At 65.7% G+C, this 26685-nt stretch carries 22 protein-coding genes and 1 pseudogene; 15 read left to right on the top strand and 8 right to left on the bottom strand.

Going from position 1 to position 26685, the window contains the following annotated elements:
- The first annotated feature begins 39 nt into the window (after nucleotides 1-39).
- The gene (ispG, locus tag Mlute_RS02230; RefSeq protein ID WP_119359130.1) at nucleotides 40-1260 is read left to right on the top strand and encodes a flavodoxin-dependent (E)-4-hydroxy-3-methylbut-2-enyl-diphosphate synthase; all 1221 of its coding nucleotides are present in this window, start codon (nucleotides 40-42) and stop codon (nucleotides 1258-1260) included.
- Here ispG and Mlute_RS02225 read toward each other — a convergent pair.
- Both Mlute_RS02225 and Mlute_RS02220 read right to left on the bottom strand, forming a co-directional pair.
- Complete coding sequence (locus tag Mlute_RS02225; RefSeq protein ID WP_119359129.1) at nucleotides 1257-1637, bottom strand: hypothetical protein; 381 nt, start codon at nucleotides 1635-1637, stop codon at nucleotides 1257-1259. The genes ispG and Mlute_RS02225 overlap by 4 nt on opposite strands.
- A gap of 49 nt (nucleotides 1638-1686) precedes the next feature.
- The gene (locus Mlute_RS02220; RefSeq protein WP_119359128.1) at nucleotides 1687-2676 is read right to left on the bottom strand and encodes a malate dehydrogenase; all 990 of its coding nucleotides are present in this window, start codon (nucleotides 2674-2676) and stop codon (nucleotides 1687-1689) included.
- Between the two features lie 181 nt (nucleotides 2677-2857).
- On the opposite strand from Mlute_RS02220, the gene Mlute_RS02215 reads away from it, so the two are divergent.
- The 3 genes and pseudogenes from Mlute_RS02215 (at nucleotide 2858) to Mlute_RS02205 (ending at nucleotide 6766) form a co-directional block, all read left to right on the top strand.
- Nucleotides 2858-4915, top strand: a complete 2058-nt coding sequence (locus Mlute_RS02215) for a (Fe-S)-binding protein (protein ID WP_119359127.1) — start codon at nucleotides 2858-2860, stop codon at nucleotides 4913-4915.
- A 30-nt stretch (nucleotides 4916-4945) separates the two neighbouring features.
- Nucleotides 4946-5402, top strand: a pseudogene (locus Mlute_RS16530) (Uma2 family endonuclease).
- Between the two features lie 218 nt (nucleotides 5403-5620).
- Nucleotides 5621-6766: an ABC transporter ATP-binding protein gene (locus Mlute_RS02205; RefSeq protein ID WP_119359126.1), complete on the top strand. Its 1146-nt coding sequence runs from the start codon at nucleotides 5621-5623 to the stop codon at nucleotides 6764-6766.
- Nucleotides 6767-6775: 9 nt separating this feature from the next.
- Here the strand turns inward: Mlute_RS02205 and Mlute_RS02200 are convergent, their stop codons facing one another.
- Nucleotides 6776-7717 carry a carbohydrate kinase family protein gene (locus tag Mlute_RS02200; protein WP_119359125.1) on the bottom strand — a complete coding sequence of 314 codons (942 nt, stop codon included), beginning with the start codon at nucleotides 7715-7717 and terminating at the stop codon, nucleotides 6776-6778.
- A 54-nt stretch (nucleotides 7718-7771) separates the two neighbouring features.
- Here Mlute_RS02200 and udk point away from each other — a divergent pair, with 54 nt between their 5' ends.
- From udk to csaB, 3 genes are all read left to right on the top strand, one after another.
- Nucleotides 7772-8416, top strand: a complete 645-nt coding sequence (gene udk / locus Mlute_RS02195) for a uridine kinase (protein ID WP_119359124.1) — start codon at nucleotides 7772-7774, stop codon at nucleotides 8414-8416.
- An 86-nt stretch (nucleotides 8417-8502) separates the two neighbouring features.
- Nucleotides 8503-10161: a DUF5693 family protein gene (locus Mlute_RS02190; RefSeq protein ID WP_220452053.1), complete on the top strand. Its 1659-nt coding sequence runs from the start codon at nucleotides 8503-8505 to the stop codon at nucleotides 10159-10161.
- Between the two features lie 52 nt (nucleotides 10162-10213).
- A complete protein-coding gene (gene csaB, locus Mlute_RS02185; protein WP_119359123.1) occupies nucleotides 10214-11209 on the top strand; it encodes a polysaccharide pyruvyl transferase CsaB in 996 nt (331 codons plus the stop codon).
- On the opposite strand, the gene Mlute_RS02180 is transcribed toward csaB, so the two are convergent.
- Nucleotides 11206-12273 carry a DnaJ C-terminal domain-containing protein gene (locus Mlute_RS02180; protein ID WP_119359122.1) on the bottom strand — a complete coding sequence of 356 codons (1068 nt, stop codon included), beginning with the start codon at nucleotides 12271-12273 and terminating at the stop codon, nucleotides 11206-11208. The two genes, csaB and Mlute_RS02180, sit on opposite strands and share 4 nt — an antisense overlap.
- Before the next feature lie 259 nt (nucleotides 12274-12532).
- Between Mlute_RS02180 and Mlute_RS02175 the strand changes: the two genes are divergently transcribed.
- Nucleotides 12533-13648, top strand: coding sequence for an aminotransferase class V-fold PLP-dependent enzyme (locus Mlute_RS02175; protein WP_119359121.1), 1116 nt, complete (start codon nucleotides 12533-12535; stop codon nucleotides 13646-13648).
- On the opposite strand, the gene Mlute_RS02170 is transcribed toward Mlute_RS02175, so the two are convergent.
- Nucleotides 13634-14347 carry a diguanylate cyclase gene (locus tag Mlute_RS02170; protein ID WP_119359120.1) on the bottom strand — a complete coding sequence of 238 codons (714 nt, stop codon included), beginning with the start codon at nucleotides 14345-14347 and terminating at the stop codon, nucleotides 13634-13636. The genes Mlute_RS02175 and Mlute_RS02170 overlap by 15 nt on opposite strands.
- Before the next feature lie 70 nt (nucleotides 14348-14417).
- Here Mlute_RS02170 and Mlute_RS02165 point away from each other — a divergent pair, with 70 nt between their 5' ends.
- Both Mlute_RS02165 and Mlute_RS02160 read left to right on the top strand, forming a co-directional pair.
- Complete coding sequence (locus Mlute_RS02165) at nucleotides 14418-15677, top strand: replication-associated recombination protein A (protein ID WP_182482455.1); 1260 nt, start codon at nucleotides 14418-14420, stop codon at nucleotides 15675-15677.
- 75 nt (nucleotides 15678-15752) lie between these two features.
- Entirely contained in the window at nucleotides 15753-17462 is a 1710-nt protein-coding gene (locus tag Mlute_RS02160; protein WP_119359118.1) for a VanW family protein, read from the top strand.
- On the opposite strand, the gene Mlute_RS02155 is transcribed toward Mlute_RS02160, so the two are convergent.
- The 3 genes from Mlute_RS02155 to Mlute_RS02145 are packed head-to-tail and all read right to left on the bottom strand — an operon-like array spanning nucleotide 17459 to nucleotide 19769.
- Nucleotides 17459-18490 carry a GGDEF domain-containing protein gene (locus tag Mlute_RS02155; protein WP_119359117.1) on the bottom strand — a complete coding sequence of 344 codons (1032 nt, stop codon included), beginning with the start codon at nucleotides 18488-18490 and terminating at the stop codon, nucleotides 17459-17461. The genes Mlute_RS02160 and Mlute_RS02155 overlap by 4 nt on opposite strands.
- Nucleotides 18491-18514: 24 nt before the next feature.
- A complete protein-coding gene (plsY, locus tag Mlute_RS02150; RefSeq protein WP_119359116.1) occupies nucleotides 18515-19111 on the bottom strand; it encodes a glycerol-3-phosphate 1-O-acyltransferase PlsY in 597 nt (198 codons plus the stop codon).
- Nucleotides 19112-19163: 52 nt separating this feature from the next.
- On the bottom strand, nucleotides 19164-19769 hold the full coding sequence (locus tag Mlute_RS02145; protein ID WP_119359115.1) for a sulfite oxidase-like oxidoreductase: 606 nt from the start codon (nucleotides 19767-19769) through the stop codon (nucleotides 19164-19166).
- Nucleotides 19770-19859: 90 nt separating this feature from the next.
- Between Mlute_RS02145 and Mlute_RS02140 the strand changes: the two genes are divergently transcribed.
- From Mlute_RS02140 to Mlute_RS02120, 5 genes are all read left to right on the top strand, one after another.
- A complete protein-coding gene (locus Mlute_RS02140) occupies nucleotides 19860-20933 on the top strand; it encodes a DNA adenine methylase (protein ID WP_119359114.1) in 1074 nt (357 codons plus the stop codon).
- 52 nt (nucleotides 20934-20985) lie between these two features.
- Entirely contained in the window at nucleotides 20986-22338 is a 1353-nt protein-coding gene (gene dnaB, locus Mlute_RS02135) for a replicative DNA helicase (protein ID WP_119359113.1), read from the top strand.
- Between the two features lie 36 nt (nucleotides 22339-22374).
- Nucleotides 22375-22977, top strand: coding sequence for a hypothetical protein (locus Mlute_RS02130; protein ID WP_119359112.1), 603 nt, complete (start codon nucleotides 22375-22377; stop codon nucleotides 22975-22977).
- Between the two features lie 81 nt (nucleotides 22978-23058).
- A complete protein-coding gene (uvrA, locus tag Mlute_RS02125) occupies nucleotides 23059-25998 on the top strand; it encodes an excinuclease ABC subunit UvrA (protein ID WP_119359111.1) in 2940 nt (979 codons plus the stop codon).
- A gap of 5 nt (nucleotides 25999-26003) precedes the next feature.
- Nucleotides 26004-26685 (top strand): primosomal protein N' family DNA-binding protein (locus Mlute_RS02120; protein WP_456237802.1); only part of this gene is annotated, 682 nt, incomplete at its 3' end.

Raw genomic sequence — 26685 nt, 5'->3', positions numbered from 1 at the left:
CACTCACCGAACCGGGGCGCGTATTAGACTGGGACAGGTATGGTGAAGCGCCGCAAAACCCCTACGGTCTGGGTGGGCAAGGTACCCATAGGGGGCGATCACCCGGTGATCGTGCAATCCATGACCAACACCGACACCGCCGACGTGGAGGCCACGGTAGGGCAGGTCTGGGCCCTGGCTCGAGCCGGCTCCGAGGTGGTGCGCATGACCGTCAACCACGACGAGGCTGCCCGGGCGGTGCCCGAGATCAAACGCAGGCTCCTTGACCTGGGGGTAGAGGTGCCCTTGGTGGGGGACTTTCACTTCAACGGCCACATCCTCCTCCGCAAGTACCCCGGGATGGCCCAGGCCCTGGACAAATACCGCATCAACCCGGGCACGGTGGGCCGGGGCAAGCAGCAAGACCCTAACTTCCGCACCATGTGCGAGGTGGCCCTGGAGTTCGGCAAACCGGTGCGGATTGGTGTGAACTGGGGCTCGCTGGACGCGGAGCTGCTGGACGAGATGATGGAGGCCAACGCCAAGCTCCCCGAACCTCAGGAAGCCCACCAGGTAACCCTAAAGACCATCGTGGAGTCGGCGGTGCGCAGCTACGAGTGGGCCCTGAGGTACGGCCTTGGCGAAGACCAGATCATCCTCTCGGCCAAGGTCTCCCGAGCCCCCGACCTCTGGTGGGTCTACCGGGAGCTGGCTCGGCGCACCCCTGCCCCCCTCCACCTCGGCCTCACCGAAGCAGGGATGGGGGTCAGCGGCATCGTCAACAGCACGGCCGGGCTGGTGCCCCTGCTGGCCGAGGGTATCGGGGACACCATCCGGGTCTCCATCACCCCTGCCCCCGGCGAGCCCCGCACCAAGGAGGTAGAGGTGGCCTTGGAAATCCTACAAGCGGTGGGGGTCCGGCAGTTCGCCCCCAGCGTGGCAAGCTGTCCCGGCTGTGGCCGCACCACCAGCACCTTCTTCCAGGAGCTCGCCCAACGGGTGTCAAGCTACCTCAGCGCCCAGATGCCCCGTTGGCGGAGCCTCTACCCCGGCGTGGAAAACCTAAAGGTGGCCGTAATGGGGTGCGTGGTCAACGGCCCTGGGGAGTCCAAACACGCCGACATCGGCATTTCGTTGCCCGGTACCGGAGAGGCCCCGAGGGCCCCGGTCTATATAGACGGCCAGCTCGCCACTACCTTAAAGGGCGATCGCATCGCCGAGGAGTTCATCGCGATGGTGGAGGAGTACATCCAAAAACGGTATGGCCCCAAGCCCGCCTAAGGCCCAGCGCATCCCAGCGGAACGGCAGGAACGCCGCTCATACGCCAGCCCCCCCGGGGGGCCTCGCGGGCCTGGTAGTAGATGTGCCCTGCGGCCTCGGCCTGAGCCACCTGGAGGGCTACACACCCTTCAGAGCTGGCCCAAAGGACATAAAACCGGCCGCGCTGGGGTATCTCCCCCAAGGCAAAGCCTTGGCTGAGAGAAACCCACTGGTGTAGCCGCACCCGCACCCAGCATCCCCCACCCTCCAGGGGCCTTAAGGCCACCACCTGGGCCGTGGCGCTGTAGGCCCGGGGTGGACCATCCGGGGCCTTCCCGCCCCCCCCGGTCACCAGAATTCCAGCCAAAAGAAGCCCCAAGAAGGCCCGGCGGCGCATCTACCCCAGGGTAGCACAGGCCCCCAGACCCGCGCGGCCAGCCGCCTGGCTACTTAATCAGCCCGAGTTGCAACACCGCATCCCGCTCTTCGGCCAGTTCCTTGGCGCTGGCGTCCATCCGGGCGCGGCTGAACTCGTTAATCTCCAACCCCTGCACAATTTGGAAGTCGCCGTCCTTACAAACGCAGGGGTAGCTGTAGACCAACCCTTCGGGAATCCCGTAAGAGCCATCGGAGGCCACCGCCATGCTCACCCAGTCGCCCTCAGGGGTGCCCAAGGCCCAGTTCCGCATGTGGTCAATGGCGGCGCTGGCTGCGCTCGCCGCTGAGGAGGCCCCTCGAGCCTCTATGATCTCCGCCCCCCGCCGGGCCACCTTGGGGATGTAGGTGTTGACGTACCAGTCGTGGTCCCCCACCAGCTCGTAGGCGTTCTTGCCCCCCACCTCGCAGTGGAAGAGGTCAGGGTACTGGGTAAGGGAGTGGTTGCCCCAGACGGTCATCCGCCTAATCTCGCCCACCGGCACCCCCAGCCGGGCGGCCAGCTGGGAGATGGCCCGGTTGTGGTCAAGGCGGGTCATGGCGTGAATCTGGCGGGGCGAGAGGTTGGGGGCATTCTTGTAGGTGATGAGGGCGTTGGTATTGGCTGGGTTGCCCACCACCAGCACCTTCACCTGCCGCCGGGCCACCTCCGAGAGGGCCCGCCCCTGGGCGGTGAAGATGGCCCCATTGGCCTGCAGCAGGTCGGCCCGCTCCATGCCTTGCTTGCGGGGCATTGCCCCCACGAGCAGGGCATAATCGGCATCGGCAAAGGCCACCATGGGGTCGTCGGTGGCCACAATGCCCGCTAAGGTGGGGAAGGCACAGTCCTCCAGCTCCATAATCACCCCATTCAGGGCCTTCATCGCTGGGGGGATTTCCAAAAGCTGGAGAATCACCGGCTGGTCCTTGCCCAGCATCTCGCCCGCCGCGATGCGAAAGAGCAAGCTGTACCCAATTTGGCCCGCCGCACCAGTTACCGCTACACGCACAGGGGATTTCATCGCTAAAGCTCCTTTCCGGGCTTTCGCCCGTCTTTGCCGCTCACGATAATAACGGCTGCCCCTCCCCCTGTCGAAGGGCGCAAGCGGGGATAGGTACACACGCGCGGGGCCTATCTTGCCGGAAAGCGGGGGCGTGGATAAACTTGTACCAAGTATAATTTTGTAGCCCAAAAGGAGTTCCATGCTGACCGTACCTGAAAAAGTCCTCTTCCTGCTCCTGCTGCTGGGCTCGCTTTACTTCGGCGGCGGGGCGCTGTTGCGCGTCTACCGGGCCATCCGCCGTGGCCAGCCGGAAGACCGCTTTGACCACCTGCCCGCGCGTCTTGGTAGGGCCCTCTGGCAGACCCTCACCATGCAGACGGTCTTCAAGAAGCGGCCCTGGGTAAGCCTCTTGCACGCTTTTGTGTTCTACGGCTTTGTGTTTTACCTGAGCGTGAACCTGGTGGACGTGCTCGAGGGCTTCTTTCCCTTCAAGGCCCGGGGGGGCTTCTGGAACGGCTACAACCTGGTGGCCGACCTCCTCACCGCCCTAATTCTGCTGGGCATCGTGGGCCTGCTAATCCGGCGCTACTCCCCTGCGGGCCGCAAGACCTTTAGCTGGAACCCGAAGACCCCCCTGCACGAGCGGGTGCGGCAGGGCATCCCCACCGACAGCGCCATCGTGGGGGGTTTCATCCTCTTTCACGTGGGCAGCCGGCTGCTCCACAAAGCGGCCCAGGCCGCCAACCTGGATTACGGCCCCGACCCCTACCAGCCGGTGGCCAGCCTGGCCTCAGGGCTCTTCCTCTGGGTGGATGTGGACCGGATTGTGATCCTCGAGCATCTCTTCTGGTGGTTCGCCATCGGCTCTATTCTGCTCTTCATCCCCTACTTTGCCCGCTCCAAGCACATCCACCTGTTCCTGGCCCCTTTGAACCTGGCCTTCAAAAAGGAAAAACCGGGGGCCCTTTTGCCCATCGCCCAGGACTTTGAGGCGCTGGAAAAGATGGAGAAGTTCGGGGTGGCCAAGCTGGAGGACTTCACCTGGCCCCGGCTGCTGGACGCCTACAGCTGCATCATGTGCAACCGCTGCCAGGAGGTCTGCCCAGCCTACACCACCGGCAAGGCCCTCTCCCCGGCGGCCATCCTGATCAGCGAGCGCTACGAGCTGAACCAAATTCTCCCCGACTTTGCCGCCGGCAAGGAGAGCCCACGGCCCCTGATGGAGTTCGCCCTGAACGAGGAGGCCCTTTGGGCCTGCACCACCTGCAACGCCTGCGTGGAGGTCTGCCCGGTGGGCAACGAGCCCATGCTGCACATCCTGGATGTGCGGCGCGAGCGGGTGATGATGCAGGGCGAGTTCCCGGCTCAGCTCAACAACGCCTTCCGGGGCATGGAGCGCAACGGCAACCCCTGGAACCTAGGGGCCGACAAGCGCCTGGCCTGGGCGGAGGGCCTCCCCTTTGAGGTCAAGACTCTCTCCCAGAACCCCGAGGCTGAGGTGCTCTACTGGGTGGGCTGCGCCCCCGCCTACGACCCCCGGGCCCAGAAGACCGCTCGAGCCTTTGCGGAAATCCTGCACGAGGCCGGGGTGAGCTGGGCGGTGCTGGGCAAGGAGGAGCGCTGCACCGGGGATGCGGCCCGGCGGGCCGGCAACGAGTTTTTGTTCATGCAGCTTGCCACTGAGAACGTAGCGACGCTCAACGCCGCCATGGAGGCCAAACCCAAGACCATCGTGACCACCTGCCCCCACTGCTTCCACACGCTGGCCAACGAGTACCGGGACTTTGGCGGTGTCTACACCGTCAAGCACCACACCGAGTTCATTGCCGAGCTCATTGGCGCCAAGCGGCTCGAGCTCCTCCCCATGGCCGGCGAAGTCACCTACCACGACCCCTGCTACCTGGGCCGGCACAACGGGGTGTTCGCCGAACCCCGCCAGGTCATTCAAGCCGCCGGTCTTAAGCTGCAAGAACCCCCCCGGCACGGCAAGGAGAGCTTCTGCTGTGGCGCGGGCGGGGCCCAGTTCTGGAAGGAAGAAGAACCCGGCGACGAGCGGGTTTCCACGAAGCGCTACCGCGAGCTCAAAGGAACCGGGGCCAAAACCATCGCGGTGGGCTGCCCCTTCTGTATGCAGATGATGAACCTGGAAGCCACCCAGGAGCCCGAAGGCCAGGCCCCCCGCGTGCTGGACATCTCCGAGCTGGTGGTGCAAAACCTCAAACGCGAGCCCGCCAAAGCGGGTGAGGCCACAGACTAGGCTTTATTTGGGTTTTGCTACACTGTAGCCATGCCCAGGCAGAACCCTGTTCGCCAGGCAACCTTTGAAGAGTTTCTTGAACTGGAGGCCAAATCCCAGACCCGGCATGAGTTTGTGGACGGGTTCGTGTTCGCCATGGCGGGCAGGACCGACTACCACAACCGACTGGTTACCCGCTTATTGCTCACGATTTTCAATGCTGGCGAAGAGGCAGGCTGCGAGACTTTTTCCGAAAACATGTTGCTCAAAGTGGATTCCGCGGCCTACTACCCGGATGTGTTTGTGCCGTGAAGAGCCCCTCGAGGGGGCGAGCTTCAAGAGAACCGCCCGCTTGGTGGTGGAGGTACTTTCTGACTCCACAGAAGCCATTGACCGGGGCGAAAAACTGCTCGCTTATCAGAAGCTGCCGGGTTTGCAGGCCTACGTGCTGGCCTCCCAGCTCGAGAAACGGCTGGGAATCTACCGGCGGATGGAAGACGGTGGCTGACGCTATGAGGCGGTAGAGAAGGGGGCCTTGTGGCTGCCCTGCGTCAACGTAGCCGTGAGCCTGGAAGAACTCTACCGGGGTCTTCCAGCCAGGTAGCCCCAGGCTACCCTTGCGGGCGACTCCCATGGCCGGGTAAACTGGCGGTGTACCCAGCAATCCCCGATGGGCCCGCACTGCGGCGACTCACAGCGTGGGAGGGGTACTACTAGGAGGCCGAAATGGCAAAAATTAGGCTGGAGCACGTCTACAAGCGCTACGGCAACAAGGTCACGGCGGTCAAGGACTTCAACCTCGAGACCGAAGACGGCGAGTTCGTGGTCTTTGTAGGCCCCTCGGGCTGCGGCAAGACCACCACCCTCCGCATGATCGCGGGCCTGGAGGACATCACCGAGGGCAAGCTCTACATCGGCGACCGGCTGGTGAACGATGTGCCCCCCAAAGACCGGGACATCGCCATGGTCTTCCAGAACTACGCCCTCTACCCCCACATGAACGTCTACGAGAACATGGCCTTTGGCCTGAGGCTGCGCCGGGTGCCCAAGGACGAGATTGACCGGCGGGTAAAAGAAGCGGCCCGCATCATCAAGATTGACCACCTTTTGCAGCGCAAGCCCCGCGAGCTCTCGGGCGGCCAGCGCCAGCGGGTGGCCATGGGCCGTGCCATCGTGCGCGAGCCCAAGGTCTTCCTGTTCGACGAACCCCTTTCCAACCTCGACGCCAAGCTGCGGGTGGAGATGCGCGCCGAGATCGCCAAGCTCCAGCGCCGGCTGGGGGTGACCACCATCTACGTCACCCACGACCAGGTGGAGGCCATGACCCTAGGGCAGCGCATCGTGGTGATGAAGGACGGGGAGATCCAGCAGGTGGACACCCCCCTCAACCTCTACGACTACCCGGGCAACAAGTTCGTGGCGGGCTTTATCGGCTCCCCCTCCATGAACTTCATCCGCGCCAGGGTGCAGCTAGAAGGGGGCAACGTCTATCTGGTGGGCGAAGGCTTCAAGGTACGGACCAACAGCACCCTGGGGACCAGCCTGATGCCCTACAACAGCAAGGAGGTCTGGATGGGCGTTCGCCCTGAACACATCGGCCTGAAAGGCTGGACCTCCATCCCAGAGGGGGAAAACGTGGTGCGGGCTAAGGTGGAGGTGGTGGAGCCGCTGGGGGCCGATACCGAAATCCACGCCGAAATCGGCGGCCACATGCTTACCGCCAAGGTGGACGGCCACGCCGTGGTGCGCCCCGGGGACACCGTAGAGCTCCTTATTGACACCGGGAAGCTGCACGCTTTTGAGGTGGATGGCCACGAGAAGGCCATCGGCCACGCCATGGCCCAGGACGCCCGCTCGCTGGCCCAGGTCTGAGCGGACAATTCACCCAAAGCGCTCCCACCAGGCGTTGAGGGGCTCCTCGGGGGGGTGGGCCCCTTCCACCGTGCAGGTGATGGCGGCCAGATGGCAGGAGGCGGCCAGAATGACCGGGAGCTGGGCACCGTCCCAGGCCAGCAGCTCGAGCCGGGAGGTAAGCTCCTGCTTCAAAAAGCCGTATATTAGCCCGGCGGTAAAGGCATCCCCTGCGCCCACGGTGTCCACCACCCGCACCCGCACCCCTGGAACCCGGTAGACCCGGGTGCGGAAGGCCGCCCAGGCCCCCCGCTCCCCCAGGGTTAGCACCGTTACCGGAGCCCCTAGCTCCACCAGGCACTCCAGCAGGGCCTGGGGCTCTGCCGGAACCAAGGGGAAAAGCCTACGGGCGTCGCCCAGGCTGGCCTTGAGCACCGAAACATAGGGCATGTAGCGCCTTAGCTGCTCCCAGTAGCCCTCGTCGGGCGGAGCGTGCAGGTTGGGGTCAAAGCTGACCGGGACATCGTGCTCAAGGGCAATCTCCAAAAGCTTCTGGATGCCGGGAACGTTGCGCGGCTGAAATGAGGAGAGCGAGCCAAAGTGGAACCACTTGGCCCGGGCCATGGCCGCGCTGTCGGGCTCAAAGGAGCTTGCCCCGTAGCTCCGGTAGAAGCTGTGGTGGGCCTCGCCCTGGGGGTCCAGTTCGGCCAGGCAAAGGGGGGTAGCAATGCCCGGAACCTCCTGGATGAAGCGGGTCTCTATCCGGCGTTCGGCGATACGGGCCAGGGCCCACCGGCCTAGAAAATCCTGCCCCACCTCACCCACAAAACGGGTGGGAACGCCCACCCTGGCCAGGGTGGAGGCCGCATTGAGGGCCGCCCCTCCCAGGACACCCGCGTAGGTCAGGGTCGTGTGGCCCATGGGGTTGCGGCCCAGCAGGTCTACGAATATCTCCCCGGTTAGAACCACCATTGCTGCCTACACTCTACACCCCGGCGCGGCTACCCAGGGGCGTGGGCGCGGCGTATGATGGGCGCCGTGGGTCGAGCCTTCGTGATCGGCATTGCAGGGGGCAGCGGCAGCGGCAAGACCACCGTAACCGAGGCCATCCTGGAAGCGGTGGGGCCGGAGTCCGTGGCCCTGCTGCCCATGGACAACTACTACAAGGCCAACCAGCACCTCCCCCTGGAGGAGCGCCGCCGCCTAAGCTACGACCACCCTGAGGCCTTTGACCTCGAGCTTTACCTAGAACACGTGCGGCGCCTGGCCCAAGGCCAAGCCGTGCGAGCGCCGGTCTACTCCTTTAGGGAATATACCCGCACCCCCGAAACCATCCTGGTCCAGCCCGCCCCGGTGGTGGTGCTGGAGGGCATCCTGCTCTTCTTTGATGAACGCCTGCGGGCCGAGATGAACCTCAAAGTCTACGTGGACACCGACCCCGACGTGCGGTTTATAAGGCGCCTACAGCGGGACCTGCTGGAACGAGGGCGCAGCGTGGAAAGCGTGATCCAACAGTACCTCGAGCAGGTGCGGCCCATGCACCTCTCCTTTGTGGAGCCCTCCAAGCGCTACGCCGATGTAATCATCCCCCACGGCGGACACAACCAAGAAGCCCTGGCCATGCTTACCGCACGGGTCAGGAGCCTGATACACAGCCTACAGGCGCTTTAGGAGGCCCCAAGGTGGACTGGAAACCCCTGTTGCGAATCACAGTAGCGGCCTCGGCGCTGCTCTCCTTCCCGGCCCTGCTGCCCCGCATGCAGGTTGAGCGTCCCGGCCCGGTGGTGCTCATCATGGATGGGGAGGAAGTAGCGGAGCGGGCTAGGGCCCAGGGCAAGGACTTCCTGGAGCTCATGCAAGCTTACCGGACCCTGGGGGTAGAGGGGGTGGCCCTCTACGAGCAGCCGGTGCGAAGCTGGGTCAACCGGGGGATGCTCGTCTACCACCCCTACAACACCCTGAGGCTGCTCTACCCAGAGGCCCCCCTCCGCCCGGGCTGGTTCTACCTGGGCGGCCCTAGGGAGTGGCTGGACCAGCTAGCCGCCCGCTGGACCATCCCCACCGAACGAGCGGAGTTTGGCGGTCAAAGCTGGCTGGCCACCCCGGTCAACGTGGAGTTTTTTCCGGCCGGGTACGACCAGGCCCTAGCCCGGGCCCTGAAGGACCAGGGCTTCTACCTGGCCGCCCGCCCCTTTGACCACCCTTACCGCCGCTACGACGTGGAGCTGGTGCCCCCCGAGGCAGAGGTGGTGATTTTTACCGGTCTAGACGTGTTGGGCTACAAGGCCCACCTAGAGGAGGTGGCCTCGGGCCTAGCAGGAAAGCCCATCGCCTGGATTGAGGGAACCCCCCAACGCGGTTTCGCCACCTTGGCCCAGACTTTACCGGTGCGCCGCCTCTTCAGCATCCGCCCGGAGTGGCAAGACCGGCTGGCCCCTGCCGAGACGGCCGACAAATTCGTACTGGCCGCCCGGGAACGGGGGCACCAACTCCTGTATCTACGGCCCTACCGGGAACCTGGGGACACCGAGGCCTTCCTGCGCATCCTTAGGCACGACCTCGAGCGCTCCCACATTCCCCTCGGCGAGCCCCAAAGCCGCGACTTTGCCCCCTGGCCCCTGCGCCATCTGGCCTGGGTAGGGGTGGCGTCAGGGCTGGCCTTGCTGGCGCTGAGCCTGCCCCAACCCCTGGGCCTTCCGGTGGCAGGGTTCTTGGTGCTGCTGGCCCTAGGGGTGGCCCAAGAGGGAGCCGGACCTCTGTTGGCGGCCATGGTCTTCCCAGCCCTAGGGTTCCTGGAGCGCCAGCCAGGGCTCAGGCTGTGGCTTCTCGGGGTGCTCTACGCGCTCGCCGGCGTGGTGTTCCTGGCCGCCCTGGGCAGCACCCCTGAGAGCGTGCTGGGCCTGGAGCCGTTCCGAGGGGTCTCGCTCACCCTGCTGGTTCCTCCCCTGCTGGTGGCCCTCTCCTTCCTACCCCGCGCCTACAAGCCTGCCCTCACCGCCTTGTACAACCATCCCCTACGGCTGGGCGAGGTAGGGCTGGCCCTGGTGGGGCTGGCCCTGGTGGGGCTGGCGGTACTCCGGCGCGGGAACGATGCGGCCCCCAGCCTGGTGCCGGAGTGGGAGCTACAGCTTAGGGCCTTCCTGCAGGACGTGATGGTGCGGCCCCGCTTCAAGGAAATCTTCGCCCATGCCCTGGCCCCGGTGGCCCTCCTCCTGCCCTGGCCCAACTGGCTCAGGAACACCCTCCTGGTCCTGGTGGCGGTGGGCATGGGCTCCATCCTAAACACCTTCTCCCACTACCACACCCCCCTCAGCATCTCCTTCTTCCGGGTGCTCAACGGCATCCTGATCGGCCTGGGCCTGGGTCTAGCGGGGGTTTGGCTCATCCGGCGGTTGCGCCAATGGTGGTTCAGGTAGGGGCAGGCCCCCGCTGGGCGTGCCAATATATAGCATTGTCCGGAGGGTTGCCATGCGCGTGGGGGTGAGCGGCTATTACGGGTTCAAAAACGCAGGCGACGAGGCTATTCTAGAGGCCATCGTGCAGGAGGTAAAAGCCCGCGGGCATGAACCGCTGGTGCTCTCCGGTGACCCCCGCGAGACCGCAGCTCGCTACGGGGTGGAAGCAGCAAAGCGTGCCCATCCCCTCGAGGTCTGGCGCTCTTTAGGCCGGATAGACCTGCTCCTCTCGGGCGGAGGAGGGCTCTTACAGGACAAAACCTCCCGGACAAGCCTGTGGTACTACCTGACCATCATCGGGCTGGCCCGGCGGCGGGGCAAACCCGTGTTCGTCTTCAATCAGTCCCTAGGCCCGCTAAGCCCCTGGGGCGAGCGGCGGGTGCAGCGGGCCCTGCGGGGTGTGCCCTGCCTTTTCCGGGACGGGGACTCCTTGGCCTACGCCCGTCGGTTGGGTCTGGAGGCCCAGCTAGGGGCCGACCCCGCCTTGCTCCTCTCCCCGCCCCCCGTGGAGCGCGAGCCCAACATGGTGGTGCTAATCCCCAAGTACGGCACCGAGGCGGCCAACGCCAACCTGCACAAACTGGCCGACCGGCTGAAGGGAGAAGGCTACGAGGTGGTGGTGCTGGCGCTCCAGCCGGGCTTTGACGAGCCGGTGCTGGAGCGGTTCAGGAGCTTTACCCGGGAGCTGGCCTGGGACCCCCGGCGGGTAAGCTACCTGCTGGCCCAGGCTGGGTATGTGGTCTCAGTCCGGCTGCACGGGGCCATCCTGGCCGCCGCCGCCCACACCCCCTTCGTGGGCATCGCCTACGACCCCAAGGTAGCCGGGTTCTGCCGCGACGCGGGAGCGGCCTTCGTGGAAGCACCCGGCGACCCAGAGGTCTTGGCCAGCGCAGTGTTGGCCCGCCATCAGCCAAACTGGAAGGCCATTGAGGAGATGAAAACCCGGGCCCGGGCCAGCTTTGACCAGGTCCTATCCAAAAGCCACCGTGGGCGGGTGAAGAGCCCTTAACCTTTGAATACCCGCTTGACCTTTTCCCAAAAACCCTCTGGGGCCACCTCCTCACCTACCTCCTGTGCGTACTGCCGCAGGAGCTCGCGGGCCTTTTTGGGCAGGTTGCGGGGCACCTCAATCCGGGTCACCACCTGCAGCTTACCCCGACCACGGCCCCCGGGACGGGGCAGGCCGTGGCCCTCCAGCTCAAACACCTCCCCCTCACCGGTACCTGGGGGCACCTCAAAGGCCACTTCTCCCTCTAGACCGGGTATCTGCACCCGGGCTCCCAGGGCCGCTTGGGCCAGACCCAACCTAAGCTCATAGACCAGATTGGCCCCCTGCCGCACCAAGTGGGGGTGTGGGCGTATCTCCGGGCGCACGAAGAGGTCCCCTGGCCCCCCCGGGCCGATGTTGCCGTAACCCGAGACCCTAAGGAGCTGGTTCTCCTCTATGCCGGCCGGAACGGTAACCCGGATGCGTTCCCTGCGCCGGACCCGGCCCTGGCCCCGACACGCAGCACAGGCTTCGCTCAGCACATACCCTCGTCCCCGGCAGGTCCCGCAGGGTACCTGGGTCACCATGCTGCCGAAAAAGGTGCGCTGTATCTGCTCCAAGGTGCCCCGGCCGCCACAGCTCCGGCAGGCCTGGCGCCGGCCGCCCTGACCCCCACAGGCCTCACAGGGCACCAACCGGTCGTACTCTAGCTCCTTCTCGCCGTCGTGGAGTAGGTCGGAGAGCTCGAGCCCGAGGCGTACCTCGAGGTCCTCACCCCGCGGGGCCCGCCCCCCTCCTGGGGAGCGAAAGCCGAAGACCTGCTCAAAGAGGTCAAAGAGGTCCCCCACCCCTCCTATCCCTCCTCCAGCCGGCGCGGCCGTACCGTAGCGGTCGTACTGAGCACGCTTCTCCGGGTCAGAGAGCACCGCGTAGGCCTCGTTGATCTGCTTGAACCTCTCCTCAGCCTCCTTATCCCCCGGGTTTTTATCGGGGTGGTACTTTAGGGCCAACCTCCGGTAGGCTCGCTTGATCTCCTCTGGGCTAGCGTTCCTCTCCACCCCCAGTATTGCGTAGTAGTCGTTCATCGAAGTTTAGTCTAGCAGGCTTAGGTATTTTTCCTGTGGCACTAGGCACTTAGCCCCGTCTTTGACAAAGCCTAAAGCCCCCGGGTATATTCAGGGCAGAAGCGGCCCCCCGTGCGGACTCAAGCCGACCAAGGGGCCGCCCAGGGAACGCGATGAACAGCCGCCCCGCTCGAGCTACCCGCTAACGGCGCTCTTCCCATAGGGAAGAGGCCGCGCAGGTTTGCTCGGTGGGGCACCTTTTTGTTTGGAGGAAACGAGCATGGTGCTTCTAACCCCCGGCCCCACCCCCATCCACCCCCGGGTCCAGGCCGCGCTCAGCAAGGAGATGCGCGGCCACCTTGACCCCGAGGTCCTGGCCTCCAACCGACGCATCCGTGGCTACCTGAGCCACCTGTTTGACCCGGGTGAAGGGGCCCTGCTGGCCGCCTTGCCCGGCTCGGGAAGCCTGGGCATGGAAGCCGGCTTGACCAACCTGGCCGACGAGGGCGACCCCGTCCTCCTCCTAGTAAGCGGCACCTTTGGCGAGCGGATGGTGGAGATCGCCCACGCCTACCGCCTGGACTACCGGGTGCTGCGCTCCGAGCCGGGCCACCCCATTGACCCCCAGGCGGTTGCCGAGGAGCTCAAGCACCGCCCCTACAAGCTGGTGGCCCTGGTCCACGGCGAGACCAGCACCGGGGTGCTAAACCCGGTGGAGGCCATCGCACCCATAGTGCAGGAGCACGGGGCCCTCCTCATGCTGGACGCGGTGACCACCGCTGGGATGATGCCCCTTTCCATGCAGCAGCTAGGTGTTGACTACGCCTTCACCGGGAGCCAGAAGTGCCTCTCGGCCCCGCCTGGCCTGGCCCCCTTCGCCCTCTCCGAGCGGGGGCGGGAGTGCTTGGGACAGGTGCGGGGGTGGTACTCCGACCTCTCCCGGGTGGCGGTCTACTGGGAGCAGGAAGGGTACTTCTGCACCTCCCCGGTGCTGCTGCACTACGCCCTGGAGGAAGCCCTTCGGCTGGCCCTGGAAGAGGGCTTGGAGAACCGCAAAAAGCGGGCCCAGCAGATGTACGCCACGGTGCTCTCGCTCCTAGAGGAGCTGGGTTTCAGCGCCTACGCGGCCCCTGAGGCCCGCCTACCCACTGTGCTGGTGGTGCGCCCCCCCAAGGGGCTCACCGAGGCCGAGATCCGCAAAGGGCTGTACGCCAGAGGGGTTTCCGTGGCCGGCGGCATCGGCCCTACCGCCGGTAAGGTGCTGCGGCTGGGCTTGATGGGCGAAAGCGCCCGGCCCGAACACTACCGGGTTTTCTTCTGGGCGCTGGGGGAGGTGCTGGGGCTAAGCGGGCTGGAGAGGGCCTTTGAGGAACGGCTGGGGTTAGTGCTGGGTTAGATAGTAGTGGGCCAGTTCCCCCTCGAGCTGCCGCAGGACCTGCTGAACGGTGCCCTGAAGAGGCAAGACAGCATAGGCCCTTATCGCCAGGCTCTGCCGGATGCGGCGGAACACCACCTGGGCCCCCTCGGGGCCGCTCCCTTGCAGGACCACCAGGAAATGCCCTGGCCTTAGCTCAAAGACCAGGTCCGGCCGACGCAAAAACCGCAAAAGGGAGGCCCCTGGCTGGTCCGGGTGGGTGTGCAGCAAAAGAAGCGTCACCGGCCGCACCCTCGAGAGGGCCTCAAGGCTCGGGGCCAGGGCTTGCAAAGCGCTCTGGGACAGCACCCCTCCCTCGCCCTGCACCGGCAGGGGGCCGAGCGCCTCCCCCCGAAGGAGGACAAAAAGGCCCGCGAGGAAGAGGGCAGGAGCGATTAGGCTGGCCACCGAGGCCGTCACCACCAGGTCATCGGGCACTTGGGCCAGCTCACCGCTGGCCAGAAACGCCGCTTGGACGGCCACGCTGGAAACCCCCAGCACCCAGAAAAAGCGCACCTTAGGCCCCAGGGGCGCCCGCGCGTAAAGGCTGGCCGCGGTGGCCAGTAGAAGGGCCGCCAGGAGGAACAGCACGCCGGGGTAGAGGCTTTGTTGCCTAGGGAAAAACCAAAGGGGGAGCAGCCCCAGCAGCGTAAGCGCCCAGGGAAGAAACGATAGCCCCATACCCAACAGCATACGGTTGGGGCCTAGGGATGTCGCTGGGGATAAGCCCGTGCCCTGGTACAATCTCGGCGTGAGCGTACCCTTGGCCGAGCGCCTGCGGCCCCGCAGCCTGGACGAGGTGGTGGGCCAGGAACACCTCACCGGACCAGGAAAGCCTCTGCGGAGAATGGTGGAGACCCGCCGCCTTTCCTCCCTCATCCTCTGGGGCCCCCCTGGCAGCGGCAAGACCACCCTGGCCCGGCTGCTGGCCCAGGAGGCGGGACGGGCCACCCAGGCCCTCTCAGCGGTAGAGGTGGGGGTCCGGGAAATCCGAGAAGCCGTGGCCCAGGCCCAGCGCCAAGGGGGGCTGGTCCTCCTCCTAGACGAAATTCACCGCTTCAACAAGTCCCAGCAGGACGCCCTCCTGCCCCACCTGGAATCAGGGCTTCTGACCCTGATTGGGGCCACCACCGAGAACCCTTCCTTTGAGGTCAACCCGGCCCTGCGGTCGCGGGCCCGGGTGTACGTGCTCAACCCGCTGGACGAGGCGGCGCTGTACCGCTTGCTGGAGCGGGCCCTGGCCCACCCTGAGGGCCTGCGGGCAGAGGCCAGCCCCGAAGCACTCCAGCTCATCGCCCAAGCCTCCTCAGGGGACGCACGCCGGGCCCTTTCGGCCCTCGAGCTGGCCGCCAGCCTGGGGGGTGGGAGAATCGGCATAGAACACGCGAAGGAAGCCCTGGGGCGCGGGACCCTGGCCTTTGACAAGGGGGGGGACGCCTTCTACGACCTTATCTCGGCGCTGCACAAGGCCGTGCGGGGCAGCCATGTGGACGCCGCGCTGTACTACCTGGCCCGGATGCTCGCCGCGGGGGCCGACCCGCTTTACCTGGCCCGCCGACTGGTGCGCATTGCGGTAGAGGACGTTGGGCTGGCCGACCCCCTGGCCCTGCGGCTGGCCGTGGCGGCCAAGGAGGCCTATGAGCTGCTGGGCAGCCCCGAAGGGGAGCTGGCGCTGGCCGAGCTGGTGGTCTACCTGGCCTTAGCCCCCAAGTCCAACAGCGTCTACGTGGCCTGGGAAAAGGCTCAGCAGGCTGCGCAGCGCTACCCAGACTCACCCGTGCCCCTAAACCTGCGCAACGCACCCACCGCCTTACTTAAGGGGCTGGGCCACGGCCACGGCTACGCCTACTACCACGACGACCCCGAGGGCAGCTTTGCCCAGCCCTACCTGCCCGAAGGGCTGGAGGGGTTGACCTTCTACGAGGCCCATGGGGAGGGTTGGGAAGAGCGGGTGCGGGAACGGCTAAAATCCCTGCGGATGCGCTTCAGAAGCCTCTCTTCAGGGCCTTAGCTGAAGGCCGGCTTAACAGAACTTAGGGACCCACTTCACACGGCCCACGGGCCAAGCCGCTATACTCAGCTCCTGATGAGGCGGGCGTGGTTGCTAGGCACCGCTGGACTTGCGGGGCTGGCGCTGGGCTGGGCCCTATTTGAATACCTGCACCAGCAGCGGATATACCCTGGCGTGGTGGCCGCGGGGGTGCAGGTGGGGGGACTGACCGTGGAGGAGGCCACCGCCCGAATCGCTGCTACTGTAGAACACCAGGCCCCGCCCCGGCTCACCCTCAAAGCGGGGGAGCAGAGCCTAGAGGTCCTTGCAACGGAGCTGGGCTGGCAGCCCGACCCCAAGGCCACCGCGGAGCAGGCCTTTGCAGTGGGGCGTGGCCGCCTGGCCGAACGGCTGGCCGCCCTAAGGGGACAGGTGGAAGTTCCGCTGGTGGCCCGTCTAGACCCCAAAGCCGTGGCGGAGCGCCTGAGGGCCATCGCGAAGCGCCTCGAGCGTCCCCCCCGGGATGCCCGGGTGGTCTACCAAAAGGGCCGCTACCAGGTGCTGCCCGAGGAGGTGGGCCTCCAGCTTGATGTCCAAGCAGCGCTGGAAACCTACCTGCGCCACCCCGGGCTGAGAACCCTGGAGTTCTTCCCCCGTCCCGTCGCCCCTCGCCTCACCGCGGGGATGCTCGAGGGGATCGCCACCCAGGCCAACCAGCTCCTGCGCCCGATTGTCCTGGTCTACGAGGAGCCCGGCGGACAAACCCACCGGCACACCCTGGGGGTGGACCAGGTGGCGGCTCTGCTCCAAGTAGGGGAAGAGCTCCAAGTGAACCGTAAGAGGCTGGGCCGCCTGCTCGAGCAACTGGCCGCCCGCCACGACCGCCTACCCGAGAACGCCCGCTACGTGGTGGGCCCGGGGGGCCGGCTGGAGGTACGCCCGGAAAAGGACGGCTTCAAGCTCAATCAGCCCGAGAGCCTAAGACGCCTAGAGGTCCAGCTCCTGCGCCCTGACCTGAGCGAGTTCCGCCTGGTGGCGGTGCCCAAGCGGGCCCAGGTGCGGGTGACCGACCTACCCCGTCCTGAAGACCTCCAGCTCTTAGCCGAGGCCACCACCACCTACGCGGGCTCGAGCCCTGAGCGCATCGCCAACGTCCACGCCGCTGCGCGCAACCTAGACGGCTACGTCGTACCGCCAGGGGGGATGTTTGACTTCAACCAAGCGGTGGGCCACATCAGTCCCGAAAACGGCTTCAAGGAAGCCCTGGTTATCTCCGGCGGGCGAACCGTGAAAGGGGTCGGGGGCGGGGTCTGCCAGGTTTCCACCACCGCCTTCCGGGCCCTCTACCAGGCCGGGCTGCCCATCGTTGAGCGCAACCCGCACGCCTACCGGGTGCGCTGGTACGACCCCATCGTGGGCTACGACGCGGCGGTTTACCAGCCCTATTTGAACCTGCGGGCCCAGAACGACACCCCAGGCCCGTTGGTGGTGCGCACCGCCTACACCCGCTCGAGCCTGACCGTGCGGCTTTACGGCATCCCCGACGGCCGGAAGGTCACCGTTTCTCCCCCGGTCATCCTCTCCCGCACCCCCCACCCTCCCCCCCAGTACATCGTGGACCCCAGCCTGCGCCCCGGCGAGGTGAAGCAGGTAGACTGGGCGGTGGACGGCTTCCGCACTCGCATCACCCGCACCATTACCCGCCCAGACGGCAGCGTGGAGGTCCACGAGCTTCACTCCAACTTCCGCCCTTGGCGGGCGGTCTACCTAGTGGGCCCAAAGACCCCCGAAGCGGCCAGCGACTAGGGGCTCAGGCCGGCCAGCTCCACCCGGTTGCGGCCCATCCTCTTGGCCTGGTAAAGGGCCTGGTCGGCGCGCTCGAGCAGGCCGTGAACCGTATCACCAAACTGGGCCTCGGCCACCCCAAAGCTGGCCGAAACCGCCCCCACCCCCTCAAAGGGCCAGAAAGCGATGCTCTCCCGCATGCGCTCCAGCGCCGCCAGCACGTTCTGCAGGCTTTCCTCCCTCAGGAGGATCATGAATTCCTCCCCGCCCCAGCGGCCCAGCACATCCCCCTCCCGCAGGCCAGCCTGCAGCCGGCGGGCCACCTCCTTGAGCACCGCATCGCCCGTGGCGTGGCCGTGGCGGTCGTTGATCTGCTTGAAGTGGTCAACATCCAAAAGCGCCAGGAAAAGCCCGTGAGGGGACTGAATCTCCGCCTCGAGCCGCTCGCTTAAGGCCAGGCGGTTGGGCAGACCGGTCAGGGGGTCGGTGCGGGCCAAGGTGTGCATCTCCTCTACCTGGCGGTTCGCCCGGGCCAGGTGGTCCTTTACCGCCGCCAGCAGGTAGAGCAACCCGGCCATGGCCAAAAGCCGCGTTTCGCTGCGCAAAAAGGACAAGAATTCCGAGGAAGCCCACTCCCCGCCAAATCGGAGCAGCCCCAGGACCAGGGTCAGGCCCACCACCCCCAACCCGACCCAAAGCCCCTGCCGCGGGGAGAAGGACAGGTAGACCAGCACCATCACAAAGGCCAGCACCCAGTAGGCGCTCTCGATCTCGGACCAGTCCGGCTCCGGGGAGAAAAAGCCGTAGGCCAGCTTCCCCAAAAAGACCAAGCCCACCGCAAGGATGACCTCCCGCTCAATACGCTCGAGCCTGGCCCCCGCCCAAAGCCGCCAGGCCCATAAGCAGAAGCCTCCCAGGAATAGGGGATAGGTGTAGCGCACGTAGGGGTGCTCCTGGTTCAACCACCAGGTAAGCCCCACCACCGGCAGGGCCACCAGCAACGCGGCCAGGTAAAAACCGCGCTTTATGCTCTGGGCTTCCCCCTGCACAAGGGCATTCTACGGCAGAAGCCCTCAACGAGGGGGGGTGGCTTTCTCACCTAAACGGCGCTCGCTGCCCTGCTGAAGACGCCGGATGTTTTCCCGATGCGTCCAGAAGATAAGCCCCGCCAAAAGGCCCACAGTGGCCACCAGCCAAAGCGGCCGCCCCATGGCAAAGGCCAGCACCACCGCGGTCGCCCCCCCCACCAGGCTGCCTGCCGAGACAAAGCGGGTCAAGAACATGGTCAGTACCCCTACCGGAAAGGTCAGCAAGGCTACCCCTGGGTCTAGGAAGAGGAGCGTGCCGAAGCTGGTGGCCACTCCCTTACCTCCCGTGAAGCGCAGAAAGACCGAGTAGTTGTGCCCAAGCACCGCGGCCACCGCCACCCCTCCCAAAAGGGGCCCCTCGAGGCCCATCCACCGGGCCACCAAGACCGCAATACCCCCTTTGAGCACATCAAAAGCCGCTACCAGTAGGGCCGGGCCTGCCCCTAAGGTGCGCAGCACATTGGTCGCCCCTATGTTGCCCGAGCCTACCTTCTGGATGTCCACCCCGTAGCCCCGGGCCAGCCAGGCCCCCGCAGGGATGGCCCCGAACAAGTAGGCTAAGAGTAAGGCCGCCAGTTCCACGCAGGCATTGTATAGCAGCTCACAAGCCCGAGGTTAGCTAGGATGCCCCTCTCTAAAGGTTTTCGCCGGGGCTACTAAAGCGCTCTTCCCTCCAGGGGTCGCCCCTTCGGTGGTATCCGTTCCGCTCCCAAAAACCCAGCTCCTCCCGCTCCAACAGCTGGAAACCCCGCACCCACTTGGCGCTCTTCCAGGCGTAGAGGTGGGGCACCACCAACCGTAGCGGCCCTCCGTGCTCGCGGGGCAGGGGCTGGCCGAAGAGGGTATGGGCCAGCAGGTTTTCCTCGCGGGCGAAGTCCTCTAGGGGCAGACTGGTGGTGTAGCCGCCGTAGCAGTAGACCAGCACGTACCGGGCCTCTGGTCTGGGGCGGGCCTGCTGGAGCAGCTCGAGGACCCGCACCCCCTGCCATTCCACGTCCAGCCGGCTCCACCGGGTCACGCAATGGAAATCGGCCTTTAGCCCGGTCTGGGGCAGGGCCATAAGCTCATCCCAACCTAGGCTCAAAGGGTTCTCCACCTGCCCACCGACCTCCAGCCGTACCTCCTCGGGGCGCAGGCTGGGGGTGGGGCCATAGGTGAGCACGGGAAACTTGTCGGTGAGCACCTGCCCCGGCGGAACCCGGTGGGCCGGGTGCTTGGGCTTGTAAAAGGAACCGAACACGCCCTCAACCTACCTCCAAGGCCGCCCGGCTCGAGTAATCAGGGGTACAAATAATATAGCCTGCCCGAGCAGGGACTTTTGCGATGCACCATGATTAAGTACATCGGTTCCAAGCGGGTCCTCGTTCCCTGGATTACCGAGACGATTTGCAGGGTAAGCCAGGTCACCCCCCTGCGCAGGGTGGTTGACCTGTTCTCCGGCAGCGCCCGGGTGGGCCACGCGCTGAAAGCCCAGGGGTTCTACGTGATCGCCAACGACCACAACGCCTACGCCCAAGTCCTAGCCCAGGCCCTGGTGGGGGCCGACGCGCGGAAGTACCCAGTGGGCAAAATCCAGCCCATCCTGGAAAGGCTGGCCGCCCTCAAGCCCAAAACCGGTTGGTTCACCCAGACCTACTGCCTAAAGGCCCGTTACTTTCAGCCCAAAAACGGCGCTCGCATAGAGGCCATACGCGAGGCCATAGAGGCGTACCAGGCCGACCCCACCCTAAGGGCTATCCTCCTCACCAGCCTGCTTTTGGCTGCCGACAAGGTGGACTCCACCACCGGGATCCAGATGGCCTACCTCAAGCGCTGGGCCCCTAGGGCCTGGAACGAGCTCCACCTGGCCTACCCGCCCCTTCTGCCAGGCTCCGGCGAGGCCCACCTGGGCGATGCGCTGGAGGTGGCAGGGGCTCTGGAGGGGGACCTCTTCTACCTAGACCCTCCCTACAACGCCCACTCCTACCTGGGCAACTACCACGTCTGGGAGACCCTGGTGCGCTTTGACAACCCCGCCACCTATGGGGTGGCCCAGAAGCGGACCGATGTGCGGGAGCGCAAAAGCCCCTTCAACTCCAAGAAGGAAGCCAAGGCTGCCCTGGAGCAGCTCCTGGCGAGGATAAAGGCCCCTCACCTGGTGCTGTCCTTTAGCGACGAGGGTTTCTTCCGGCCCGAGGAGATAGAGGCTCTGCTCGAGGGGTGGGGCTTCGTGGTGCGGCTCTCCCGACCCCACCGCCGCTACGTGGGGGCCCGGATCGGCATCTATAACCCTCAAGGGGTAAAGGTGGGGCAGGTTTCCCACACCGAAAACCGCGAATTCCTGTTCGTGGCCTCGCAAAAACGGGCCGTTGCCCTGGCCCTAGCTCAAGGGGAACCCACGGCCAAACTGGCCCTAGGCGGCTAGGGGCCGGACGGCTTTCCAAACCCATCCGCCTCGGCTAAAGTGGGAGTCTGCCATGACCTCCACCTCCCTAGAGGGCCGCGTGCCCCCCCACAACCTGGACGCAGAGGCCAGCCTACTGGGCGCGGTTCTGCTGGACAGCGAGGTGCTGGACAGGCTCGAGGGCTACATCACCGCCGAGGCCTTCTACAAAGAGGCCCACCGCAAAATCTGGGAGGCCATGGTGGGGCTTCGGGCTCGGCGGGAACCCATTGACCTGGTCACGGTCTCTGAGGCCCTGCGCCAGGCTGGGGAGCTGGAAAGCGTGGGCGGTCTCTCCTACCTGGTGGGGCTTTCCGAGAACACCCCCACCGCGGCCTATGCCGACTTCTACGGGCGCATCGTGGCCGAGAAGTGGACGCTGCGCAGGCTCATAGCCGCAGCCGGTGAGGCCATGCGCATGGCCTACGAGGAGGAGGGGAGCCTGGAGGACATCCTCGACGCGGCAGGGCGGAAGGTGCTGGAGGTTTCCACCCAGGGGAGCCGCTCGGAGTTCCAGAACATGCGGGAGCTGGTGCACCAGACCTTTGAGCACATCCAGCGCCTCTACGAGCACAAGGGCCAGATGGACGGGGTGCGGAGCGGCTTCCGCGACCTCGACGCCATCATCGGCAGCCTCACCCCCGGCTCCCTCAACATCATCGCCGCCCGCCCCAGCATGGGCAAAACCGCCTTTGCCCTCACCATCGCCCAGAATGTGGCCCTCAGGGAGGGTGTGGGGGTGGCCATCTTCTCCCTGGAGATGCCTGCGGTGCAGCTCGTCACCCGCATGCTCTGCTCAGAGGCCCGGATTGACATGAACCGCCTGCGCCAGGGCCAGCTCACCGACCGCGACTTCTCCCGGCTGGTGGACGTGGCCGGCCGCATCGCCGAGGCCCCCATTCTGATTGACGATACCTCCGACCTGACCCTCATGGAGCTGCGGGCCCGGGCCCGCAGGCTGCACGCCCACCACCGGTTGGGCCTGATCGTGATTGACTACCTCCAGCTAATGTCGGGCCCCGGCGGTGGGAAAAACGCCGGTGAAAACCGACAGCAGGAAATTGCCCAGATTTCCCGCGGTCTAAAGGGGTTGGCCCGTGAGCTCAACATCCCGGTCATCGCCCTCTCGCAGCTATCCCGGGCGGTGGAGTCACGGCCCAACAAGCGCCCCATGCTCTCCGACCTTAGGGAAAGCGGCTCCATTGAGCAGGACGCTGACCTGGTCATGTTCATCTACCGCGACGAATACTACAACCAGCACTCCGAAAAGGCCGGCATTGCTGAGATCATCGTGGGCAAGCAGCGCAACGGCCCTACCGGGGTGGTGGAGCTACAATTCCATGCCCAGCATGTGCGCTTCAACGACCTGGCCAAGGACGAAATTTGACCAGGCCTTTCCGCTTCCCTTCGCTAAACTGCGGGGATGAGGCTTCTGGGCTGGCTGCTCCTCCTCGCAGGGGCTACCGCCGGTTTTATCGTCTGGTTGCAAAACCAGCCCCTCGCCCGCCGACCAGGGGTGCTGGCGCCCAGGGCCCCCCTGCAAGCCCAGCTCAGCCCTGAAAGTGTGGTGCGGCTGGAAAAGCCCGGCTATCGGCTGGAGCCGGTGGCCTACTTCCTGCTCGAGGCCCGGGTCCTCTCCAAGCGGCTCTACCGCTTTGACGCCGCCTCGGCCCTCTCCCCGGTGGACCTGGCCCTAGGCTGGGGGCGGATGTCCGACACCAGCGTTATCCGCAAGCTGCACATCTGGCAGTCGGACCGCTTCTACTTCTACGCCTGGCGTGGGGAACCGCCCATCCCACCAGAAGAAATCATCGTTAGCAGCGCCAACATGCACATGATTCCGGCCAACCCCAACATTGAACTCCGCCTAAAGCGCCTGAAGCCCGGCCACCTGGTCCGAATAGAGGGGTTCTTGGTGAACGTGAGCCGGCCCGACGGCTTCCACTGGCGCACCTCTACCACCCGGCACGACAGCGGCAACGGGGCCTGTGAGATCGTCTGGGTGGCCGACCTGGCGGTGCGCTAAAAAGTAAAGCCTCATTCTACACCCTTTTTCCAAGGGGTATATGTTATTTACATAAGCACGGCCAGGTGTTATATTGCGCAGATGGACAGAATTATCGTCCGCGGGGCCAAGGAGCACAACCTGAAAAACATTACCGTTGAGCTGCCGCGGGGGCAGTTCATCGTCATCACGGGGGTCTCGGGCTCGGGCAAGAGCACCTTGGCCTTTGACACCATTTATGCCGAGGGGCAGCGTCGGTACGTGGAAAGCCTCTCCTCGTACGCCCGGCAGTTCCTAGGGGTGATGGAGAAGCCCGATGTGGAGAGCATTGAGGGGCTTTCCCCGGCCATCTCCATTGACCAGAAGACCACCTCGCACAACCCCCGCTCCACCGTGGGCACCGTAACCGAAATCCACGACTACCTGCGCCTCCTGTTCGCCCGGGTAGGCACCGCCTACTGCCCCCACTGCGGGCGGCCCATTGAGCGACAGTCGGCCTCGGAGATTACCGACCGGCTTTTCCAAAAGCCCGAGGGCACCAGGGCTATCCTGATGGCCCCTCTGGTGCGGGGGCGCAAAGGCGAGTACCGCAAGGAGTTTCAGCAACTGCAAAAAGAGGGCTACGCCCGCGTGCGGGTAGATGGCGTAATCTACACCCTCGAGGAAGCCCTGGGGCTCAGGCTAGAAAGGTACGAGAAACACGACATAGACCTGGTGGTGGACCGGGTGGTCCTGAAGCCGGAGGAAAGGGCCCGCATCGCCGAGTCGGTGGAGCTGGCCCTCCTGCGCGGCGAGGGGCTGATGCGGGTTCTGTACCCCGATACAGGCCACGAGGAGCTTTTCTCGGAGAAGTTCGCCTGCCCGGAGCACGGCAGCGTGTTGGAGGAGCTCGAGCCCCGCATCTTCTCCTTCAACGCCCCCTACGGGGCCTGCCCCGACTGCTCGGGCCTGGGCTACAATCAGGTCTTCGACCCCGAGCTGGTGGTGAACCCCGAGCTCTCGCTGGCCGAAGGGGCCATCCTCCCCTGGAGCCGGGGCCGGGACAACGGCAAGGGGTACCTGTGGGATCGGCTGCGGGCCCTCGCGGAACATTTGGGCTTTGACATGAGAACCCCCTTCAAGCAGCTTCCCCAGGAGGCCCAGTGGGCGGTGCTGTACGGCCTGCCCGAACCCTTTGAGGTGGTGTACCGCCGGGGCGGGCGCGAGACCCTGCGGGTCTCGGTGAGCTACGAGGGGGTAATTCCCTGGCTGCACCACCGCTACCACGAGACCGAGTCCGAAGGGCTGCGCGAAGCCTACGAGGCCTACATGACCCTAAAACCCTGCCCGGGCTGCGGGGGCACCCGCTACAAGCGGGAGGTGCTTTCGGTGCGGGTGGGGCCCTTCAACATCGCCGAGGTTTCGTCCATGCCAGTACGGGAGGCCAAGCGGTTCTTTGAGGCCCTGGCGGAGAACCGGGTGGTGGAGACCGAGGCCCAGCTCAGCGCCTACCGCATCCGGCTAGAGGGTCTGGCCGAGCCTCGCGAGAAACGCAACCTGAACGAGTTCCAAATGCAGGTGGCGGCCCCCATCTGGCGGGAGATTGTGAACCGGCTGGGCTTCCTGGAGGACGTGGGCCTGGACTACCTGACCCTTGACCGTGCGGCCAACACCCTCTCGGGCGGCGAGGCCCAGCGCATCCGGCTGGCTACCCAGGTGGGCTCGGGCCTGACCGGGGTGCTCTACGTGCTGGACGAGCCCTCTATCGGGCTGCACCCCCGCGACAACCAGCGCCTTCTGGCCACCCTCAAGAAGCTGCGCGACCTAGGTAACACCCTCTTGGTGGTAGAGCACGACGAAGAAACTATGCGCGAGGCCGATTGGATTGTGGACATGGGGCCAGGGGCCGGGGTACACGGGGGGGAGGTGGTGGCCGAGGGGCGGCTCGAGGACATCCTGGCCCACCCGGAAAGCCTGACCGGGGCCTACCTGCGGGGCAGCAAGCGCATCCCGGTCCCCAAAACCCGCCGCAAGGGCAACGGCAAGTGGCTGGTGCTCAAGGGGGCCCGCGAGCACAACCTAAAGGGGGTGAACCTGAGAATCCCTCTGGGCAAGTTCGTGGCCATCACCGGCCCCTCGGGCTCAGGCAAGTCAACCCTCGTGCACGACATCCTTTATGCGGCCTTAGCCCGCGACCTGATGCGGGCCAAAACCATCCCCGGCCGCTTTGAGGGCCTCGAGGGGGTGGAGCATCTGGACAAGGTGATTGAGATTGACCAGTCGCCCATCGGCCGCACCCCCCGCTCCAATCCCGCCACCTACACCGGCATCTTTGATGAAATCCGCGAGCTCTTCGCCAAAACCCCCGAGGCCCGCAAGCGCGGCTACGAGGCCGGACGCTTCAGCTTTAACGTCAAGGGCGGGCGCTGCGAGGCCTGCGGTGGGGACGGCACGGTGAAAATTGAAATGCTCTTTCTGCCCGACCTCTACGTGCCCTGCGAAGTCTGCAAAGGCAAGCGCTACAACAAGGAAACCCTCGAGGTAAAGCTCCGGGGCAAGAACATCGCCGACGTGCTGGACATGACCGTGGAGGAGGCCCTGGCCTTCTTTGAGAACATCCCCACCATCGCCCGCAAGCTCCAACTTATGGTAGACGTGGGTCTGGGCTATATGAAGCTAGGCCAGCCCTCCCCCACCCTCTCGGGCGGCGAGGCCCAGCGGATTAAGCTCTCCACCGAGCTAGGCCGTCGCTCCACCGGGCGCACCCTCTACATCCTGGACGAGCCCACCACCGGCCTGCACTTTGAGGACACCGCCAAGCTGCTCTCGGTGCTGCACCGGCTGGTGGACGGGGGCAATACCGTGGTGGTGATTGAACACAACATGGACGTAGTCAAGACTGCCGACTGGGTGATTGACCTGGGCCCGGAGGGTGGGGCCCGGGGTGGGGAGATTGTGGCCGAGGGCACTCCGGAGGAGGTAGCCCGCTCTGGCAGCCCCACCGGGTCCTTCCTGGCCCGCATCCCCGAGATTGGGCAGCGGCTCGAGGTGGCCGCCGACTAAAGCAGATGCGGCGCCTGCAGGTAGCCTTGCCCTTACCCCTCGAGCCCATGTCCTACCTCCCGCCCCACGGCGAGGAAAGGACAGAGGGCCTAGGGCGCCGGGTGGTGGTGCCCTGGCGGGGGGAGCTGCGGGTAGGCCTGGTGCTGGGGTACGAGGAGGGGCCCCAAAAGGGCTTTGCCCTGCGCGAGGCCGTAGCCTACCTAGACCCCTTTCCCTGGCTGCGTCAAGAGGAGCTGGACTTCCTCCAGGCCGCCGCGCGGGACAGCTTCTGCCCTTTGGGCACCCTTCTGGATGACCTGCTGCCGTTCCTCGAGCCCCCTCTGCTGCACCGTGTGCGGCTGTTGCCGGGGGCCGACCCAGCGGTGCTGCCTCGGGGCCTGGAGGCCCTAGCCGAAGGCTGGCAGGACGCCCGGGGCCTCGACCCCAAGCTGCTGGACTACCTGCGGGAGGGCGGGGTTCTGGAGGAAGAGGTGGCCGAGCGGCGTGCCCCGCGGCGGGTGCTGGTGGCCTTAGGAGAACCCCCGGAAAAGCTGGGCGAGAGGGCCAAAGCGGCCTGGCACGCCCTGCGCGACCTGGGCCAGGCCGAAAGCCTGGCGGCCCTGGCCCGTGCAGCCGGGGTGGGGGTGGGGACGGTCAAGGGCCTGCTGGAAAAGGGCCACATCGGCTGGAAGGAGCTGGTCCCAACAC

This window comes from Meiothermus luteus, from assembly GCF_003574085.1.
GTDB lineage: Bacteria > Deinococcota > Deinococci > Deinococcales > Thermaceae > Meiothermus > Meiothermus luteus.
This window is presented reverse-complemented; position numbering and strand designations above follow the sequence as displayed.

What these genes read in the sequence shown, in the direction of transcription:
- csaB (WP_119359123.1), top strand. Translation starts at nt 10,214, where the DNA reads ATGCGCGTGGGGGTGAGCGGCTATTACGGGTTCAAAAACGCAGGCGAC.
- Mlute_RS02225 (WP_119359129.1), bottom strand. Translation starts at nt 1,637, where the DNA reads ATGCGCCGCCGGGCCTTCTTGGGGCTTCTTTTGGCTGGAATTCTGGTG.
- Mlute_RS02140 (WP_119359114.1), top strand. Translation starts at nt 19,860, where the DNA reads ATGATTAAGTACATCGGTTCCAAGCGGGTCCTCGTTCCCTGGATTACC.
- Mlute_RS02130 (WP_119359112.1), top strand. Translation starts at nt 22,375, where the DNA reads ATGAGGCTTCTGGGCTGGCTGCTCCTCCTCGCAGGGGCTACCGCCGGT.
- Mlute_RS02175 (WP_119359121.1), top strand. Translation starts at nt 12,533, where the DNA reads ATGGTGCTTCTAACCCCCGGCCCCACCCCCATCCACCCCCGGGTCCAG.
- Mlute_RS02180 (WP_119359122.1), bottom strand. Translation starts at nt 12,273, where the DNA reads ATGAACGACTACTACGCAATACTGGGGGTGGAGAGGAACGCTAGCCCA.
- ispG (WP_119359130.1), top strand. Translation starts at nt 40, where the DNA reads ATGGTGAAGCGCCGCAAAACCCCTACGGTCTGGGTGGGCAAGGTACCC.
- dnaB (WP_119359113.1), top strand. Translation starts at nt 20,986, where the DNA reads ATGACCTCCACCTCCCTAGAGGGCCGCGTGCCCCCCCACAACCTGGAC.
- Mlute_RS02215 (WP_119359127.1), top strand. Translation starts at nt 2,858, where the DNA reads ATGCTGACCGTACCTGAAAAAGTCCTCTTCCTGCTCCTGCTGCTGGGC.
- Mlute_RS02205 (WP_119359126.1), top strand. Translation starts at nt 5,621, where the DNA reads ATGGCAAAAATTAGGCTGGAGCACGTCTACAAGCGCTACGGCAACAAG.
- Mlute_RS02220 (WP_119359128.1), bottom strand. Translation starts at nt 2,676, where the DNA reads ATGAAATCCCCTGTGCGTGTAGCGGTAACTGGTGCGGCGGGCCAAATT.
- uvrA (WP_119359111.1), top strand. Translation starts at nt 23,059, where the DNA reads ATGGACAGAATTATCGTCCGCGGGGCCAAGGAGCACAACCTGAAAAAC.
- Mlute_RS02190 (WP_220452053.1), top strand. Translation starts at nt 8,503, where the DNA reads ATGCAGGTTGAGCGTCCCGGCCCGGTGGTGCTCATCATGGATGGGGAG.
- Mlute_RS02200 (WP_119359125.1), bottom strand. Translation starts at nt 7,717, where the DNA reads ATGGTGGTTCTAACCGGGGAGATATTCGTAGACCTGCTGGGCCGCAAC.
- Mlute_RS02170 (WP_119359120.1), bottom strand. Translation starts at nt 14,347, where the DNA reads ATGGGGCTATCGTTTCTTCCCTGGGCGCTTACGCTGCTGGGGCTGCTC.
- Mlute_RS02160 (WP_119359118.1), top strand. Translation starts at nt 15,753, where the DNA reads ATGAGGCGGGCGTGGTTGCTAGGCACCGCTGGACTTGCGGGGCTGGCG.
- udk (WP_119359124.1), top strand. Translation starts at nt 7,772, where the DNA reads ATGATGGGCGCCGTGGGTCGAGCCTTCGTGATCGGCATTGCAGGGGGC.